The sequence below is a fragment of the Alkalibacillus almallahensis genome (assembly GCF_011761495.1).
Lineage (GTDB): Bacteria > Bacillota > Bacilli > Bacillales > Alkalibacillaceae > Alkalibacillus > Alkalibacillus almallahensis.
The window spans coordinates 250,387-266,169 of sequence record NZ_JAASRU010000001.1 but is presented as its reverse complement, the minus strand read 5'-3'; the positions used below and the strand labels follow the sequence as shown (position 1 = coordinate 266,169).

Sequence of the window (15,783 nt, the reverse complement as noted above, 5' to 3'; positions counted from 1 at the left end):
AATAAAAAAACGCTTATTCAGCGTCGTTTTTGAGTTTATCTAATTCATTTTTCAATCGCTCATTTTCTTCTCTCAAGATCGCAATCGCACGCTTATCTTTGATTGATTGGTCTGATAGTTGCTGTGCAAATTGATTCGATAAATCATCTAAGATTTTATTGACGTCTTGACTCATCATGCAACCTCCTCAACTTGTTCTAAATAAATATCTTCATAACCCTCACGCTTACCGTAAATCCAGCAAGCAACTTCTGTATTATCATCTGCTACATATAATTTAAAGCGCTGATTTTCACGTTCTAAAATACGAACTTGACCACCATTTTGAACGATTGGAAATACTGAATAGCCGTTAATGGTTTCAGCGAATATATAATTCAAATTAACCCAATGCTCACCTTGATCAAGCGTGACTTCAATCACATCCATAAAACGCACATCTGGCGCTTCCACTGCATACATCTTACGATTGCCATAGTTTTCAGTTTCCACAATCGCTGACTTTGAGCCTGTTGCGTTCATGTCGCCGACAATGCGAACCTCATCACCAATGTTATTCGATATATAGAAAACGGTATTGCCCGTTGAACCATAGCCAAAATAACCTAACCGATCACTGTTTGCATCAATAAAGTCAACATAAGTGGTTGCTGACGTGCCCGTTCCTTCTGATTTAAGATTAAAGCTTGAACCACTTCGTTCAATTGTTAATTTAGCTTGGACATCTAAATCGCTTGTTATAGGGCTCATTGAAAGTTCAGCAGCTGATAAAATAAGTTTATTTGTTGAATGAATAGTTAATGGAGCATCATCAGATTCCTGCAATCCTATATAATTCTCACTGCTATTATCGTTCGGGAAAAACCATAGAATAGATGGGGCTGGCTGTGACCATGACTGACCTTTCGTGTTAATACCGATTCTTATCTCATCGTTACCGTCAACAACATACCAACCTGCGTCATTAATGCGCACATAACCATCTTCACCACTTGAAGCTGTAAACGTCGAACCATTAATATCAACACTTTCAATAGTGCCTGCTACTAACTTCCCATCAACTAGACTTTTAAGTTTGACTGAATCAATTTGATAACTTGGGTTGTTACCATCATCCATGATTCGTATCGTTGGTTGTACATAAAAGGCACCGTCAGGCACTCTGCCCGTCACGTTGATTTGTGTCCATTCATTGTGGCTAAAATCATTTGAGTAAAACCACGTTGTACCTTCATAACCAACAAAGTTGAGATCCTCATCCGCGAAACGCAACGAAACAACCATGTCATTGTGTGGGCTGTTCCCTGTTTTGATAACATGAGTTGAAAACTGATATTGTTCTCCCTCTTGCACAACAATCGCGTCAGCGCCACCTAAATAAACACGAGCCTCATCACCTGCATCAACGCCTGTACATTTTAATGATGTTTTACCTGTGTGACTTTTATTATTATCTAACGTCCATGTTCCTCTCTGTAAACTGTGAGGGCTGATATTATTCAAGAAGTTAGGGTTTTCTAACATGTTATCGAAGTTACCAAGTAGCAACTTTTCAGATGTTATTTCTCTGGATGAAATTTTAGGTGCTGTAACAGATCCGTCTTTCAAAACAAGATTGCCTTCACTTACTTCTAAGTCACCCTGTATAGCAACTTGTTCTACATCAATTTTTAAATTCTCTTCTGATAGATTAATAGAACCTATTACACCATTTTTTTCGACACGTAAGTCAATCTCGTCAGACATGACACTCAATTCGGCTGTATGGTTATCGACAGTACCTTCTAGTGTGTCAACACGACTACTTTCCGCTTTTAATTCGATTTCATCACTCATAACTGATAATTCAGTGCTATGGTTGCTAACCGTACCCTCAAGTGTATCAACCCGGCTACTATCCGCTTTCAATGCGATAGCGTCCTCGTTTTGACCGATTAATGTGCTGTTGCTTTGAATATCACTAATGACGCCGTCCATATCCGAGTCATATTGCGTAACACTAACTTTGTTTGATAGCGCATTATCAACTTCGGCTATCGTATAAGAACCGACTTCGCTTGCGTCCGTTGGCGTGGCTTTAACCCAGCCCGAACCGTCATAACGTTTCATCACATTTGGTGATTGTGACGTATCAAGCCATAACATGCCTGTATTTGGGTTGCTCGGCTCGGTATCTTGCTGTGGAATCTCGCCTTGTTTTAGCTGCAACTGACCGTCAACGTATTCAACGCCTGCTTTAGCGCTTAGGTCGTTTGCAATTTCGTCCATTTTCGTGTCGTATGCCGTTTGTGCGACGGCGTAGTTTTGAGCGTCTGTTAAGGCTTGGTCGCTTACGGTGTCGGCGTGATTTTTGGCGTTTTGCTCAGCATTATCCGCTTTGTTTTGCGCCCCTTGCTTGTCCTCTATAGTGCTAGACGGTCGACCATCGACGTTTGATGTGTCTTTCGACGTATTTTCGCCTGTAACGTCTCCAATTAATATCCAATCACTCGAACTGAACGAACCGCTAGTCGATTTACTAACGGTAGAGCGGTAAATAGAGCCGTTGTTATCCCATAAATCGCCTTTATCGTACGGCGTGTTTGGTTGACTAACGAACACTCTGCGTTTACTGTCTGCTGTGTCTTGTGCTTCACTAGCGTCTTGTAAGGCTTTGTTAATCCCTTCATCACGAACTTGAATCCATTCATACGTTCCGTTGTTTTTAGCAAAACGGTAGGAGTACCCTGTGTCAGTATCGTAGAACAAGTCGCCTACGTGTTTATCTTTTTCGTTATCTGTCGTCCATTGTGACGCAGGCTCGTTACTTAGCGTCGGTGCGTAGTTTTTGAAGTGCGACGTGATTTGGTTGTCAATTTGCGCTTGAATGTCGGAAATATCGCTATCGTATTGCGTCGCTTGAACGTAATTTGTTAATTGAGTGTCCGTATATGCTTCAGCTGCTGATTGTGCTTCACTTGCTTTTGTTTCAGCGTGTTGCTTGGCTTCTTGCAAGTTAGCTTCGGCTTGATTGATACGCGCTTGTTCTTCGTCTGATACAATCCCGTCTGCATAAGCTTCAGCCTCTGTCTCAGCCAAATTAGCTTTTGCAAGTGCATACTCTTCTGCTGCTGTTTGCGCTTCATTGGCCTTTTGTTTTGCGTCAGCTTTAGCATCTTCTAATGCGTTACTAGCTTGCACTTCTGCAAACGTCTTGCCATCTTCAAAAACCGTTTGGTCTTTACTATCAATCGTGGTTTTATCATACGTTTCAGCAGCGTCAATTTTTTTAGCGATTTCAGATTGCAGTTGCTTCCAAACGTTTTGTACTTCTTCTTCCGTTAGCTCTGTAAAGTCACCAAGCTTCACTTTTTTAGCTGATTTATCTACGATCGATCGTTCTTGTTCAAATATCCGCGCTTCTAAATAGAGGGGCGGTTCAAATCCAGTGTCTTTAATTTTGATCGTGTCGCCGAATCGAAAACGCTTGTTTTCTAAGCCTGGCACATGCTCTAAATCGACAATGTCAGCCTCAAACTCAACAACGGCATTAATACGCTTGTTAAGTTCAGTGCGTGTGTATTGTTCTAATTCACTTTCTGTCATGTCTTGGCGTGTCGATTGAGGTTCATACGTGCCAATTAAGTGTTGCAGGTTCCCGTTTTTGTCACGTCTTCCCCATCTTTTTAAAGCGTCTTGATCTTCCACTGTCACTTCTAAACGACTGCCGTCTTCTCTTTCAGGCCCAATACCAACTAAAGCTGTGTAAACATTATCAGTACGTTCTGTACGTTTAATGCTTGCTAAATCTTTGCCTGAAGTGACTTCTCTGCCCTGCCATTCTCCGCGACGTTTTAACAAATCAACATAACGCGCTACGACACGATTGCCATCAGTTACAATACGAAACCTTAATTCAGCGTCAAATTCGTTGGCAATCGTTTTCAAAAATGCGAACGGATTACGATGGCTTTCAACGTTGAATGTGCGAACGTTTGTGATTTCAATTAAGCCTGGTTGCCATTCGGTTCCGTCGGTAGCATGCCCAACCATCTGTGTAGCTGACTGGGCATTGAACGTTTGCGGATAAATAATCGCTTGTTTCTTGAGCTCTAAATAACTAGCTTTCGCATAAACTTCAGATTGTCGATTAATATCTTTAATCACTTCATGCATAATAAATTCTCGATATTCACCGTCTTCACCAGGTATAATCAGCCGATTACGCTTTTCTAAATACTGACTAAATCGCTTGTTGGCAAATGTGGTGAAATCAAACGTTTCAAGCTTATCTTTTAATGACTGCTTATGCACGTCTTTTCTAATGTTTTGCTTAGTTATCACATCTAAAATTTCGTCGTTTTGACCGCCTAAGATGTGAATTTGTGACATATTATCACCCCCTTACTTATAGGTTGGTCTATACTTAACTATGCCATCTAAGTCATCAGGCAACGTTGCCAACTCATTCTCACCTAGTGGCAATTCAAAATAAGAAGCGCCAAAGTTTTTCAAATCAGTTGCATCTTCACCATTGATATAAATCGATTCTTCGTCATGATCGAATAGGATTTGATCGCCTTCTTGTGCGATGTATGGTGTTTCGTCATCAGCTAAAACGGTTGATTCATGCACACGCAAGCCTAGGATTCGCATCGGGAAAACGTCGTGATTTTCGTATTTAGCAAAAAATAAAACGACCTGTTCGATTGGTCGTTGGAAATCACTATTATCATCTACAATATCTGACGTGTGTTGCGCATGTTGCCGACCATCACGCACTTGCCACGTTTTAGCGCTGAACCTATCCCCTTCTCGTCTTAATCGAATATTCAAAGAGCTATCGTTAAATACCTGCGATTCTGAGCCAGTATCGCCTTGATAATCCATCACACGATGGCGCGCCACATTTTGACCATCATTCATACGTGCTAATGCACGTACATTTTTAGAATTAGCGCGAGCGTTGATAAGGCCTAATGAACATACGATGTCACCTTGGTCGTCTAAAAAGATGGCCATCACTTTACCTGGATGACCATTGTTATAAACCACAGCGCCTAATGTAACTGAAAAATCTTGAATAGGCTTTGAGAGTGATGTTTTAACAGCAGGGCCATACCAACCTGATTGACTAGATCCATAACTATCAGGTATAAAAGCCCCCTCATCAACACTTATTTGACTTCCACTAACAGTTCCACCTGTTACCTCATCGTTTAGAAACTGCCCTTCTGTCATATGCGACCAACCTGTTAACGTGTTCATGAACCAACGATCGACTTCTGGATAAGGTTCTTTGGCAATACTGTCAACGTCGATAGGTCGGCCAATCATCATATAATCATCACCATTACTAACCATTGCGAACGTAATTGGAGCTAATACATCATATTCAAATGTCGGTTTAGCCGCTTGTGTGCCTTCCACATTGATGATCGTGCCTTGACCAGTTAGATCTGCTTCAATTTCTGGGCCGTATTTGTAAGGTTCGCATAAAAACGTAATCGTACCTTCGCGCAACGTTGGTGCAGGGCGTGAATAATCGCTAATACTTCCTGTCACTCGTCCAATATAGGTTTTACCAGGCACGTTATCAAATTGAATTTCTGCGTTTTCTTGCGTTAATAAAAACGCGTTTAATTCATCAAGTAATTCTTGCTCATGTTCTTCATCGCGTACTGTAAAACCAATCGGTTGGTCAATCTGTTTTAACTCAACATTGGTTTTACCTAAGTGAGCGCCATCTTTGCCTGGTGCGCTGACCGTTTCAATATCATGTGGCGCGAATGGAGCTTCTTGACGACCGCGTAACAAATACAACCATTCTTTACGCTCACCATTGATTGTTAATGTTTTAGGCAAATTCATCCCTCACTCTCTGTTCGCGGTTTTGAAATTCAGTGATGTGTTTGTAAGTTTGTCTACCGACTTCGCGACCGTCCATCTGATTGATAACGGTTGTATAAACGACAGCTTCACCTTGCATAGATTGATTATTTAAACTGTTAACCACACGATTTGCTTCACCTGGTGCACTAACTCCAGAAGCATAACCAGGAATGTTATTCATAGCATCAATCATGCGCTTGGATTCTTGGTGTGTGAAGACTTCTGTTCCTCTTGGAAGGTCATACATGCCTGCGTTTAAAGCTGTCCATTGATTACCGTGTCGTGCTAATTCCCAACCTTCTTCACCAACTATAGCTGGTCCGCCTGGGTGGTAGTCTGTTCCTTTTGCATACTGTGGGCTTATCGGATTAACACGTGCTTGTAACGGCATTGTTAAACGTTGTCTAAACGCAGCTAAACCTTGAATTTGTGGTTCAACCGTAACACCTAACGGATTCATAAGTTCTTGTCTAAACTCAGGAATAGTAGGCGTACTTGTTAAACCAAGATCTTTCTGAATATCTTTAGCGAGTTCTGAATTATAACCTTCTGCCGTGCCAATCATGTCGTATATTTTATCTTCAGCTGTTTGCAGGTTTAAGATTTGGTTGTCAATTTCGCTAACGCCATCTTGAAATTCCTGTGTCATTCTTTCAGCAGGTCCTGCATTTTCTATCATCTTTTGTTTTTCTTCTTCTAATTTGCTTATTTGATTACCTATGATTTCCTCAATATTGCCGTTTTCCACAGCTTGATTAGCAACTTCTTCTGAAATACCTGCGTTGACTAACCGTTGTTCAGATAATCGCGCAATAACTTCATTGACTTTATCACGCTCTTTTTCACGTTCTTCAATTGTGTTATTCACTTCGTCTGTATGTTTCATTTGTTCGGAAAGCTGATTATTTAATAAGTTGTATTGTTCGTGCGATATTTCGCCTTCTTCACGCAAAAACGCTAACATGTCTTCATTTAATTCTAAACGTTGGTTGACGTTTTCTAATTCAGCATCTGAAATATCGGTTTGTTGGCGCATACTTTCAAGTTTTTCATTCTCATTCGTGAGCTCTTCTTTCAAGCCTTCAAATGACTTGTCCGATAGCTCTTTTAACCGTTGACGCAATTCTTCTTCATACTCTAGACTTAGTTCTTTTTCTTTTTCCAAATTAGCTATTTCTTGCGTCGTTTCTTGGTATTCATTTAATTGGTCTAACATTTTTTGTTCAAGCTCACGCGTTGCTAATTCCCGTAATTGATCATTGTACTCACGCATTTCATCTGCTGAACCAGCAACACGTTCGCCTTGTTCTGTAATTTCATCGGTTGCGCCTGGTAATTTCTCAACTAATGTTTCATTTAAACCAACCATGTCGTCAAGCTGATCATTCGAAAACCCAGATTTCTCACGAAGCTCTTCCATTTCATCTTTAATGTTTGAAATTTCTTTATCGCTTTCTGCTTCGCCCAATCTTGAATTCAAATCAATATAACGTTCGAATTCATCTTGGGATAATTGTGATTGACGCTGTAAGTCTTCATATTTATCAATTAACTCGTCATTTGCTTCTTTTTCTTTTAACTTAGAATCAATTGTTTCTAACGATACTTCATTAGCATCTTCGCTGCGTTTCTTGAGAGTATAAACACCCGCAGCTAAAGCGCCAACACCACCTACCGCTAAGCCGACAGGACCACCCATACCCATCGCACCAATACGACCGAGTAGACCAGCGCCACTTGAACGACCTAACACACCAGCTAAAGATCCGCCTGTTCGAACAATACCCCCTATTGCTGTGGTCAAATTACCAGCCACAAGAGCAGCAGGACCGATGGCCGCCGCAAAGGCACCCATCTTGATAATATTCTTCTGCGTGTCATCTTCTAATTCACCGAATTTTCTAGCTAAGTCTGTTCCTTGTTCGATTAAATCGGTAACAGGTGGCAATAAATGCTCAGCTATTTCTATACCAGCACCTTCAGCTGCTGAACGGAATTCACGCAACGCGCCTTTTCCGTTATCTTCCATAGTTTCAGCCATGTCAGCCGCTGCGCCTTCTGAATTTTGTAATTCATCTGTATAGTCGGATAAATCATCAGCGCCACGATTTAATAAAGCCGACCAACCTGCTGTGGACTCAGCACCAAAAATGGTAGCCATCGCAGCTGTTCGTGCTTCTGATTCCATGTCACTAAAGGCACCTTCTAATTCACCCACAACATCTGGAAAATCACGCATATTACCTTCTGCGTCAAAAATATTTAAGTTTAGGTCTTCCATTAAACTAGCCGCTTCACCTGTTGGATCGGATAACCGTAAAATACCTTGTCTTAACATTCGACCTGATCTAGAGCCTTCAATACCAGCATCAGCCATTGTACCAACAGCGGCTGAAAGACTTTCAAAGTTGATATCTAAATCGGCCGCAACAGGTGCTACGTTAGCCATAGCTTGACCCAAACCATTAACATCTGTATTGGCGCTTGCCGCTGTTGCGGCTAATGCGTCAGATACACGACCTGCTTCACTCGCTTTCATATTAAAACCACTTATGATATTACTGGCTATATTAGCCGCTTGACCTAATTCCATGTTTCCACTTGCTGCTAAATCTAGTAGGCCTGGCATGGAATCTAATATTTCGTTCGTTTCAAAGCCTGCTCTTCCTAAGAACTCCATACCGCTTGCGGCTTCCGTTGCACTGAAACGTGTGGTTGAACCGAACTCTTTTGCTTGATCTTCTAACTTCTCCATCTCTTCATTTGTCGAACCACTAACCGCTTGAACTTGACTCATGCCTTCTTCAAAATCCATACCAACTTTGAGCGCTGCTCCAGCCGCGCCTAAAAGTGGTGTGGTTACGCCCATGGACATTGTGCGTCCAAAAGACGTTATTTGGCGACCTCGGTTTTGCAAACTTTGACCATAACTATCCATGCGTTTTTCGAGTTGTAGCCAAGGATTTTGTTGACGTTCCAACTCTGACGTGATGCCTTTTAATTGCTCTTCGGTTTTATTCATCTCGCCTAACGCTTTGTTGTAAGCCGTTCGAGCGTTTTGGGTTTCCTTAGAGTTGTCTCCAGTCGCTTTTCGACTTTCTTCATATCGTCTTTTGAGAGTTCTAACTTGTTGTTGTTGTACTTCTAGCGTACGATTCAACACATCTTGCTTCCCTCTAAGTTCATCGACTCCACGCGCAAAACCAGTGCCAGAAGAGGTGACCGCTTTTTGTTCTTGTTTCAAGCTTTTAAGTTGCCGATTAACGCTTTGTATTGATTGTTGAAATTGTGCACTATCCAAACTGATCTTTGTGCGTAAAGCACCTACTTCAGCCATGCCGTCACCTCCCTAGAATAATCTGATGTCATCAATGTAGGTTTTCTCTGGCTTGCCTAGATCTAAATAAAAATGGATGTCCATCTCGTCAATTTGACCGAGTGTCCATCCATCTTTTAATAATCGCTTATAAAGCGGTTTGATTAAGTCTTTTTTAATTGTTTGAGCATTTTCTTTAAGGGAAGTGCTGACCTTATCAGTGTCAGCTACTCCCCCGCCTCGTTTCCCTTTTTTAATTCTTCTGGCGTTTTCCCAGTACGCACGTAAGCAAATACATCATCAATGGTTGATATCACTTTGTGTGAAGGAATGCCGTCATAAAATTGATTCACGTCGAATTGATTGCCAAACACGTCACAGACAAAACCGATTAATTCGTCTGCTTCTTCTAAGCCGATATTTGTGTAATCAATCTTCTCATCAAATTCCATTAGTTGACGAAAGTGGCGACCAGAGACGAATGCTGTTGTGAAAATCTTGGTTTCGCCGTTAAGTTGTAATTCTAACTTCATATATTACGCTCCCTTAAACTTGTTCAGTTTCTTCATATGGCGCATCGAACCAAGAATCGGTGATAGTTGCATCTACGTTGTCATCATCCTCATCGACTTGCGCTCCGAACTTTCCATCCGATTTACGTGGCAGAAAACGCCCCTCTGTGGTTGGTGTTTGGAAAGCTGGTGTCTCTTGTTTCGTCTCATAGTTGATTTCTGGTGGTGTGAATTTTCCGCGATATAAGACTGTATAGCGATATGAACCATTGGCTTTTTCCGCACGGAACATAAGCGCTAAGTATGGCGGTCGATCATCTTGGCTATCAACTAAAGCACCGTCATTATTAATTTTCTTTCCATAAATATCCGATTGAACTTCGGGTGACAAATCATCTGTGTTGACTGATACAGTTGTAACCCCGCGCGATTCAGCCGTTTCGGCAACCCCATCATCTGAACGTAAATCAGCACTATTAAACGTAGGTTGAATATTGGCAGTCATAGCTCCGCCCATTCGTTTTGGTTCTCCGTATGTTGTACCTGCTGTATCAGTGTCATCCGTAATAATTGCATAATAAATGTCTTTTAAACCAATCGTAGCCATTTAAATTTCCTCCTTTATAATCCAAAACCTTAGAATATAGTGAAAAAGTTTTGTGTCTGTTTCATAATTTTCGTGCTCAAAATTCTTTTTGAACCCCGCTAGCTTCATATACTCTTTAACATCACTCGCTAAACTAGTAGGATCGTATGGCGTAAACACATCAATCTGTATATGGTTTGTACTGTACTGACTATCGTTGTCAGCGTTGAAACCGACTTTCGGCAAATAAAAAAAGCGAATATAAGTCGATTCGCTTCCTCGGTACTCCTGATATGCGATTGGAACAGAGATTGGGGATAGTGCATCAAATATTAAACGGTTTTCCATCAGCTCAACCCCAATACTTTCTTTAAGTGACTGGACATAGCGTTTTCAATCCTTCGTTGGCTTTGATTAAAAGCGGGTCCCATGAAAGGCTGAGCACGCATTTTTGATGTCCCAACTTCTAACATGTGTCCATAATACGCTTTCCCTTGATTGTCTACATAGACTTCAATTTCCCCGTTCTCAACTTCAGATATTTCAATGTTAGCTTTAAGTGTACCGCCATTGACAGCACGTACAGGAGCTTTCTTTTCCGTCGCTTCCTGCATAACTTTCGCACCCTCTTGCAAGGCTTCACTCTCCGCTCCCTTTGCACCATTTTCTAACTTTTGAATTTGTCTTGTCAGTTCAGCCATACCTGAAAAATCGAACTCCATTAACTCACCGCCCTCAAAACAACTGTCATCGTCTCCATTAAACCGTCATCATCCTCAATTGAAATGATTTCGTGTTCCTTATTACGCCAGTAAACAACTAATTCAATGGGTCTCTCTTCGTCAGACAGTTTCTTCTGATAACGAATATGAAACTCTCGATTATGCTCCATGTTGTTTCGAGCCGCTTCATAAAATCGGTCACCTTTTAATGTTGAAAGTTTTCCCCAAGCCTTAGCATATTCAGTCGGTTCGGGTAAAGGATAGCCATTTTCATCAGTCGCGTCTTTTTGCATAAATGTTAAACGTTGCTTTAATTCGCCTGGGTTCATTCTTCATCATCCTCTACTGGATAACAGTATTTAAGTTGCCTGACGATGCTTGCCAAGGAGTATGGAATTTCATAAGCATTATTTCCAATACGGTAAGCCTCACGATTATCATTCCAATGTTCAACCAATAAAGCACACGCTTGATCATATTGCTCTTTCATGTCCTCATTCGTTTCATCAATAGGTCCGACTTCATTTTTAATGTAAATCTTAGCCCTTTCATAAAACTTCTCTAATAAATCATCTTCATCATCATGATCAATTCGGATGTATTTTTTTAAAAGAGTTAGTTCATCAGTGGTTAGAGCCATACAACATCACCTCTCTATCCAAGAAAAAGAGGACGATATCATTCGTCCTCTTGATTCTCTTGCATCACGTCTTGGATGTGATCCATCACACCTTTACGTGCCTTATCTTGTTGTTCAGCTTCAAGCAATGTTTCCAGTGTTTCTTGATCAAGCTCTGCTGTGATCTTTTCTTTAACTTCATTTACGTTACCTTCTAAGGCGGACGGTGATGTGCTTTCTTGACCGCCACCATCTTCATTCGTTGGCTCATGGCTATCATTAACTGGGTTTTGCTGACCATTTTCATCCACAAATTCAGAAGCGAGAAATCCTTTTTGTTGAATTTCTTTAACTCGTTCATCACTGCCATCATAGACAGCACCTTTGTTATAAACCTTTTTCGTGTTCTTATCTCTGAAACGTTTAATGACTTTCGCTTTCATGATTAATCATCCTCCTCATTAAAATTTAAATTATGCTTCTGGTGTCGCAACATCAATTTCTGCAAAGACAACTGCTTCATCATCCCATTGCGTTACATCTTCACGCACAATCGCACGGAACTCTGTTGTGTTTGAGCGCCAAGCTTGGCCACCAACTTTCGTCATATCAATTGATAGTTGTTGACGGTCCCATAACACAATGCCTTCATCAAGTACACCAATGATAAACGGTGCCATTTCAGTACCTGCCGTTTCGTCGACTACTGTTGAAATTGTTTTGTTAGATAGCACGACAATAGGATGAGCACCCGCAAATAATTTACGCGTAGGCTGTGTTGGATCTGGTTGTAATAGTGGACGACCATTGTCATCTTCTAACTGATCAAGGTAGTTAAAGCCATCTTGGTTTGTATAAATAGCCGCTTCTTGCGCAAAGGATGGATCTAACGTCACATTGAGTGTTGTCTTAATACCACGGTAATCATTAAGCGTTTCTTTTGTAAGACTATTAATCTGTTGCAAGATTAAGTGGTTATCTGTTGCTTTCGATTTCTTAGAGATCCAACGCACAAGATAATCTTCTAGCGCTTGATCTGTGTCATTCAACACGCTATTCGGAACTGGTAAAAATCCAGCACGATCTTCGATATCGTAATCTAAACGATCGAACTTAGGTGAATCCATTTCTGCCATCGCATCTGGATCACCATACTCGGACAACGGCTGTAACGGTGTGTGTTCAGCGCGGCGTTCGAGCGTTCGAGAACCTTTATTTGTTGATACAGGTTGAACATTAACGTATTGACGTAAATCATCATTCGTTTGACGTAATTCATTAATACGCGTTTGAATATCTTCTGGAATAATATATCCGCCATCTTCGCCCGAATCAGACGAAACACGCGCTTTATATTTTTCCAATTCATCCACTTCATCTGATGTTAAGCTTTGACCACGAACCGTTTTGAAGAATAACGCTTTGTATTCATTGTCTTTCTCGCCCTGCGGTTCTCCACCCAACTGTGTACCGCGTTGTTGCGGTTGAGGTACTTGAAGGTTGTTGAAATCATCTTGAAGAGCGAGGAAGTTGTCTAAATCACTCTTCGCTTGTTTAGCTTCTGCGAGTTTAGCTTTAGCTTCCTCATATTTTTTGTCATCTTGAAGCGTTTGGGCTTCCGCTTTTAAATCCGTTACCTGCTGACGCAGATCTTGTTCGTGTTTTGTCATTCCTGCACCACCAGCATCCATTTTGACTGCTAGGACATTAGGATTTGATCGTAACGATTGTAGTGCATTGTCGATTTTCATGTTCCCGTCCCCCTTTTTAAAACACTCTGTAATAAACGTTGCTAGTTTCTGTTTGATTGACATTTTCATCATCCTTCCTAAAGCTGAATATAAAAAATAGACCTTACAATGATAGTAGGTCTATCTCGTTCTGGATTTTAAGTTTGTCATCTCGATCATCAGTACTATTTAATTCCTGTTGCCATTGATTAATAAATTGTTGCTTTTGTTCGTTCGTCATATTGGCAACAACTAAGGTATTGTCATCTTGATCGGATGGCAATAATTCTCGTGGTGTGTTTTCGTATTTTTGCAATACGTCACGCGAACTTGCAGCATATTGTTTTGATTCAATCACTTCCACATTAAAATACTTAGCTGCGTCTTCACCATTTAACCACGTTTCATCATCCATCATTTGTTTGATAGTATCCATCTGGACACCTTCTCGAAGATTATCTTCGTAAATTTTAGTCAAACCAGATTCAATCGTATCTAGGTCTTCCGCTAATTTCCTGAAATCATTAGCATTACCAATAGCAATTGTTAGTGGTTTATGGATCATCATAAAAGCGTTTGACGGTATTTGAATTGTATCGCCTACCAACGCAATAGAAGAAGCCATCGATGCCGCAACGCCATCAACGTAAACATGCTTTTTCGCTTTATTTCGGCTCAGCATATTATAAATAGCCAATCCGGCAAATACGCTTCCACCAGGACTATTAATATAGATGTTTAATTCATCTAAACCATCGACCTGGTTGAGTGCGTTGAGCACATCATCTGGCATCACATCCGCCTCATCAAACTTTAAATCGGTATTGTCTACAATCTCACCATAGATATAAAGATCAGCAGATTTGTCGGTGAGGTTCTTAATCGTCACTAACTGGTTGTGTTTTTGAGCAGGCACTGTAGCATTCATAAATACAGGCATACGTTTACTATTCATCTCCCTCACCCCCTTTCAAGCCAGCTCGAGCTAATTGGTAATCATCAGCAATATCAAGTGATACATGGTTTAAATCCACACGATGTTGGTCACCACCTTCAATCGCATTCCGATCTTCTAACTCTCTCACTTCATTAATTGAATAAGCGCCGATATCCAGCATTGTTTGATAAAACTCAGCTTGCGTCTTCTTGTCAGCTCTCAATAGACTCTCTAAATTAAACTTCAAATAATATCGTTCTTGTTCACGATTCGACAAGGTCTTATAAGCCACTTCTTCTTCATACTGCCTAAGGATTGGACTAAGTGTGTTCTGTATGAAAGACAGACTTTCTTGTTCAATATTGGAATGCGTTGCACGATCCAATTCATTAACCATGTGCAATGGGATATCGAACATCGTTGCTATTTCCGCTTTATCAAATTTCATACTTTCAATGAATTGAGCATCTTTTAAAGGCATCGACGTGCTCTGAAATTGCAAGCCAGCATCTAATATTGCAACGCGTTGTGCGTTATTAATGCCGCTATTCACTTTTTCCCACTCTTCTCTTACTCGTTCTTTAGCATCTTTGTTTAATTGACCAGGCACTTGTAATACGCCACTATGTGAAGCCCCTTGCTTAAAGAATTTCCCTTTAAATTTTTGGGCGGCCTGCGAACTGCCAATCGATTCCCGCGCTGTTTCAATAGGCGGTTTACCTTTTAATCCATCGGTCGACAGCGCTGTTAAATGGATGATATCACCGTCACCAATCTTGACATGATTGCCATCTGGTAAGCGTGTGTAATACCACAACTTATTTTCAACGACATCAAATCGCGGTTCTGTTGCGGAAGGATTTAATAACCACAACGATTGTGGTCGCCCATCTGCACCCCAATCAATATTAATATAAGCGTTACCCCATGAATTACGATGCGTTTCAATTAAGTGTTTGAACTTAAACGGGCTTTGATATGGGTTCGGTCGCGTCTCAATTAGCTTTGATAATTGGTGTTCTTTCTCCCGATCGCGTCCTTTCTCAGTACGTTTAAACATTTGAAATGGTAACATCGCAACAGCATTCGCTTTGATGTTAATACACCGATAAACAGTTGGAATTGTTAAAGCTGAGTTGACTGTTACTTTCTCTCCAGTTGATGCCTCATAACCAAACATTTTCGCAAACCAAGATGATGGCTCTTTCAAATCCGTTGTTTCCGTTTCACTTGTTGCGTTCAGGACATTTCGAAATAACAAACCTTACACCTCCCTTCATCGTTTAGCTAGGACTAAGCCTATTAAGAGAAGAATAAGGCCCAATAGATAATTGCCAATAAGCATATTGATCTCAACAACAGTAATCAAATACGTGTTAACCACAAAGATACCTAGTCCTACAAATATTAAAAAATCCTCTACCCATTTGGTAAAGAATGCTTTAAAAAACGATATAATAAATTCTCTAATTGCTTGCGCCACTTAATCA

The 15,783-nt window shown here is 40.8% G+C and carries 15 protein-coding genes; all 15 read right to left on the bottom strand.

Annotated elements, in window-relative coordinates:
* Nucleotides 1-13: 13 nt before the first annotated feature.
* Nucleotides 14-175 (bottom strand): CCDC90 family protein, encoded by a 162-nt coding sequence (locus FHR85_RS01465; protein WP_167260295.1) that lies wholly within the window; start codon nucleotides 173-175, stop codon nucleotides 14-16.
* Nucleotides 175-4,371, bottom strand: a complete 4,197-nt coding sequence (locus tag FHR85_RS01460) for a phage tail spike protein (protein WP_167260293.1) — start codon at nucleotides 4,369-4,371, stop codon at nucleotides 175-177. The genes FHR85_RS01465 and FHR85_RS01460 overlap by 1 nt, the downstream gene beginning before the upstream one ends.
* Before the next feature lie 12 nt (nucleotides 4,372-4,383).
* A complete protein-coding gene (locus FHR85_RS01455; protein WP_167260291.1) occupies nucleotides 4,384-5,844 on the bottom strand; it encodes a distal tail protein Dit in 1,461 nt (486 codons plus the stop codon).
* The gene (locus FHR85_RS01450; RefSeq protein WP_167260289.1) at nucleotides 5,837-9,208 is read right to left on the bottom strand and encodes a phage tail tape measure protein; all 3,372 of its coding nucleotides are present in this window, start codon (nucleotides 9,206-9,208) and stop codon (nucleotides 5,837-5,839) included. The genes FHR85_RS01455 and FHR85_RS01450 overlap by 8 nt, the downstream gene beginning before the upstream one ends.
* 206 nt (nucleotides 9,209-9,414) lie before the next feature.
* Nucleotides 9,415-9,720 (bottom strand): phage tail assembly chaperone G, encoded by a 306-nt coding sequence (gene gpG / locus FHR85_RS01445; protein ID WP_167260287.1) that lies wholly within the window; start codon nucleotides 9,718-9,720, stop codon nucleotides 9,415-9,417.
* A gap of 13 nt (nucleotides 9,721-9,733) precedes the next feature.
* On the bottom strand, nucleotides 9,734-10,306 hold the full coding sequence (locus FHR85_RS01440; RefSeq protein WP_167260285.1) for a major tail protein: 573 nt from the start codon (nucleotides 10,304-10,306) through the stop codon (nucleotides 9,734-9,736).
* Nucleotides 10,307-10,633 (bottom strand): hypothetical protein, encoded by a 327-nt coding sequence (locus tag FHR85_RS01435; RefSeq protein ID WP_167260284.1) that lies wholly within the window; start codon nucleotides 10,631-10,633, stop codon nucleotides 10,307-10,309. It lies immediately after the preceding gene.
* Nucleotides 10,633-11,007 carry an HK97-gp10 family putative phage morphogenesis protein gene (locus tag FHR85_RS01430; RefSeq protein WP_167260282.1) on the bottom strand — a complete coding sequence of 125 codons (375 nt, stop codon included), beginning with the start codon at nucleotides 11,005-11,007 and terminating at the stop codon, nucleotides 10,633-10,635. The genes FHR85_RS01435 and FHR85_RS01430 overlap by 1 nt, the downstream gene beginning before the upstream one ends.
* A complete protein-coding gene (locus FHR85_RS01425; RefSeq protein ID WP_167260280.1) occupies nucleotides 11,007-11,336 on the bottom strand; it encodes a phage head closure protein in 330 nt (109 codons plus the stop codon). The genes FHR85_RS01430 and FHR85_RS01425 overlap by 1 nt, the downstream gene beginning before the upstream one ends.
* On the bottom strand, nucleotides 11,333-11,647 hold the full coding sequence (locus tag FHR85_RS01420; RefSeq protein ID WP_167260278.1) for a head-tail connector protein: 315 nt from the start codon (nucleotides 11,645-11,647) through the stop codon (nucleotides 11,333-11,335). Before FHR85_RS01420 ends, FHR85_RS01425 begins: the two co-directional genes overlap by 4 nt.
* A 38-nt stretch (nucleotides 11,648-11,685) precedes the next feature.
* On the bottom strand, nucleotides 11,686-12,069 hold the full coding sequence (locus FHR85_RS01415) for a hypothetical protein (RefSeq protein ID WP_167260276.1): 384 nt from the start codon (nucleotides 12,067-12,069) through the stop codon (nucleotides 11,686-11,688).
* A gap of 30 nt (nucleotides 12,070-12,099) precedes the next feature.
* Nucleotides 12,100-13,296 (bottom strand): phage major capsid protein, encoded by a 1,197-nt coding sequence (locus tag FHR85_RS01410; protein ID WP_167260524.1) that lies wholly within the window; start codon nucleotides 13,294-13,296, stop codon nucleotides 12,100-12,102.
* Nucleotides 13,297-13,480: 184 nt separating this feature from the next.
* Nucleotides 13,481-14,284, bottom strand: coding sequence for a head maturation protease, ClpP-related (locus FHR85_RS01405; protein ID WP_167260522.1), 804 nt, complete (start codon nucleotides 14,282-14,284; stop codon nucleotides 13,481-13,483).
* Nucleotides 14,285-14,303: 19 nt separating this feature from the next.
* Complete coding sequence (locus tag FHR85_RS01400; RefSeq protein WP_424923973.1) at nucleotides 14,304-15,554, bottom strand: phage portal protein; 1,251 nt, start codon at nucleotides 15,552-15,554, stop codon at nucleotides 14,304-14,306.
* A gap of 15 nt (nucleotides 15,555-15,569) precedes the next feature.
* On the bottom strand, nucleotides 15,570-15,776 hold the full coding sequence (locus FHR85_RS01395; protein WP_167260274.1) for a hypothetical protein: 207 nt from the start codon (nucleotides 15,774-15,776) through the stop codon (nucleotides 15,570-15,572).
* Nucleotides 15,777-15,783 lie beyond the last annotated feature (7 nt).

Excerpts from the sequence above, each read along its gene's own strand:
- FHR85_RS01465 (WP_167260295.1), bottom strand. The coding sequence starts at position 175 with ATGAGTCAAGACGTCAATAAAATCTTAGATGATTTATCGAATCAATTT.
- FHR85_RS01460 (WP_167260293.1), bottom strand. The coding sequence starts at position 4,371 with ATGTCACAAATTCACATCTTAGGCGGTCAAAACGACGAAATTTTAGAT.
- FHR85_RS01450 (WP_167260289.1), bottom strand. The coding sequence starts at position 9,208 with ATGGCTGAAGTAGGTGCTTTACGCACAAAGATCAGTTTGGATAGTGCA.
- gpG (WP_167260287.1), bottom strand. The coding sequence starts at position 9,720 with ATGAAGTTAGAATTACAACTTAACGGCGAAACCAAGATTTTCACAACA.
- FHR85_RS01440 (WP_167260285.1), bottom strand. The coding sequence starts at position 10,306 with ATGGCTACGATTGGTTTAAAAGACATTTATTATGCAATTATTACGGAT.
- FHR85_RS01435 (WP_167260284.1), bottom strand. The coding sequence starts at position 10,633 with ATGGAAAACCGTTTAATATTTGATGCACTATCCCCAATCTCTGTTCCA.
- FHR85_RS01430 (WP_167260282.1), bottom strand. The coding sequence starts at position 11,007 with ATGGAGTTCGATTTTTCAGGTATGGCTGAACTGACAAGACAAATTCAA.
- FHR85_RS01425 (WP_167260280.1), bottom strand. The coding sequence starts at position 11,336 with ATGAACCCAGGCGAATTAAAGCAACGTTTAACATTTATGCAAAAAGAC.
- FHR85_RS01420 (WP_167260278.1), bottom strand. The coding sequence starts at position 11,647 with ATGGCTCTAACCACTGATGAACTAACTCTTTTAAAAAAATACATCCGA.
- FHR85_RS01415 (WP_167260276.1), bottom strand. The coding sequence starts at position 12,069 with ATGAAAGCGAAAGTCATTAAACGTTTCAGAGATAAGAACACGAAAAAG.
- FHR85_RS01410 (WP_167260524.1), bottom strand. The coding sequence starts at position 13,296 with ATGACAAAACACGAACAAGATCTGCGTCAGCAGGTAACGGATTTAAAA.
- FHR85_RS01405 (WP_167260522.1), bottom strand. The coding sequence starts at position 14,284 with ATGAATGCTACAGTGCCTGCTCAAAAACACAACCAGTTAGTGACGATT.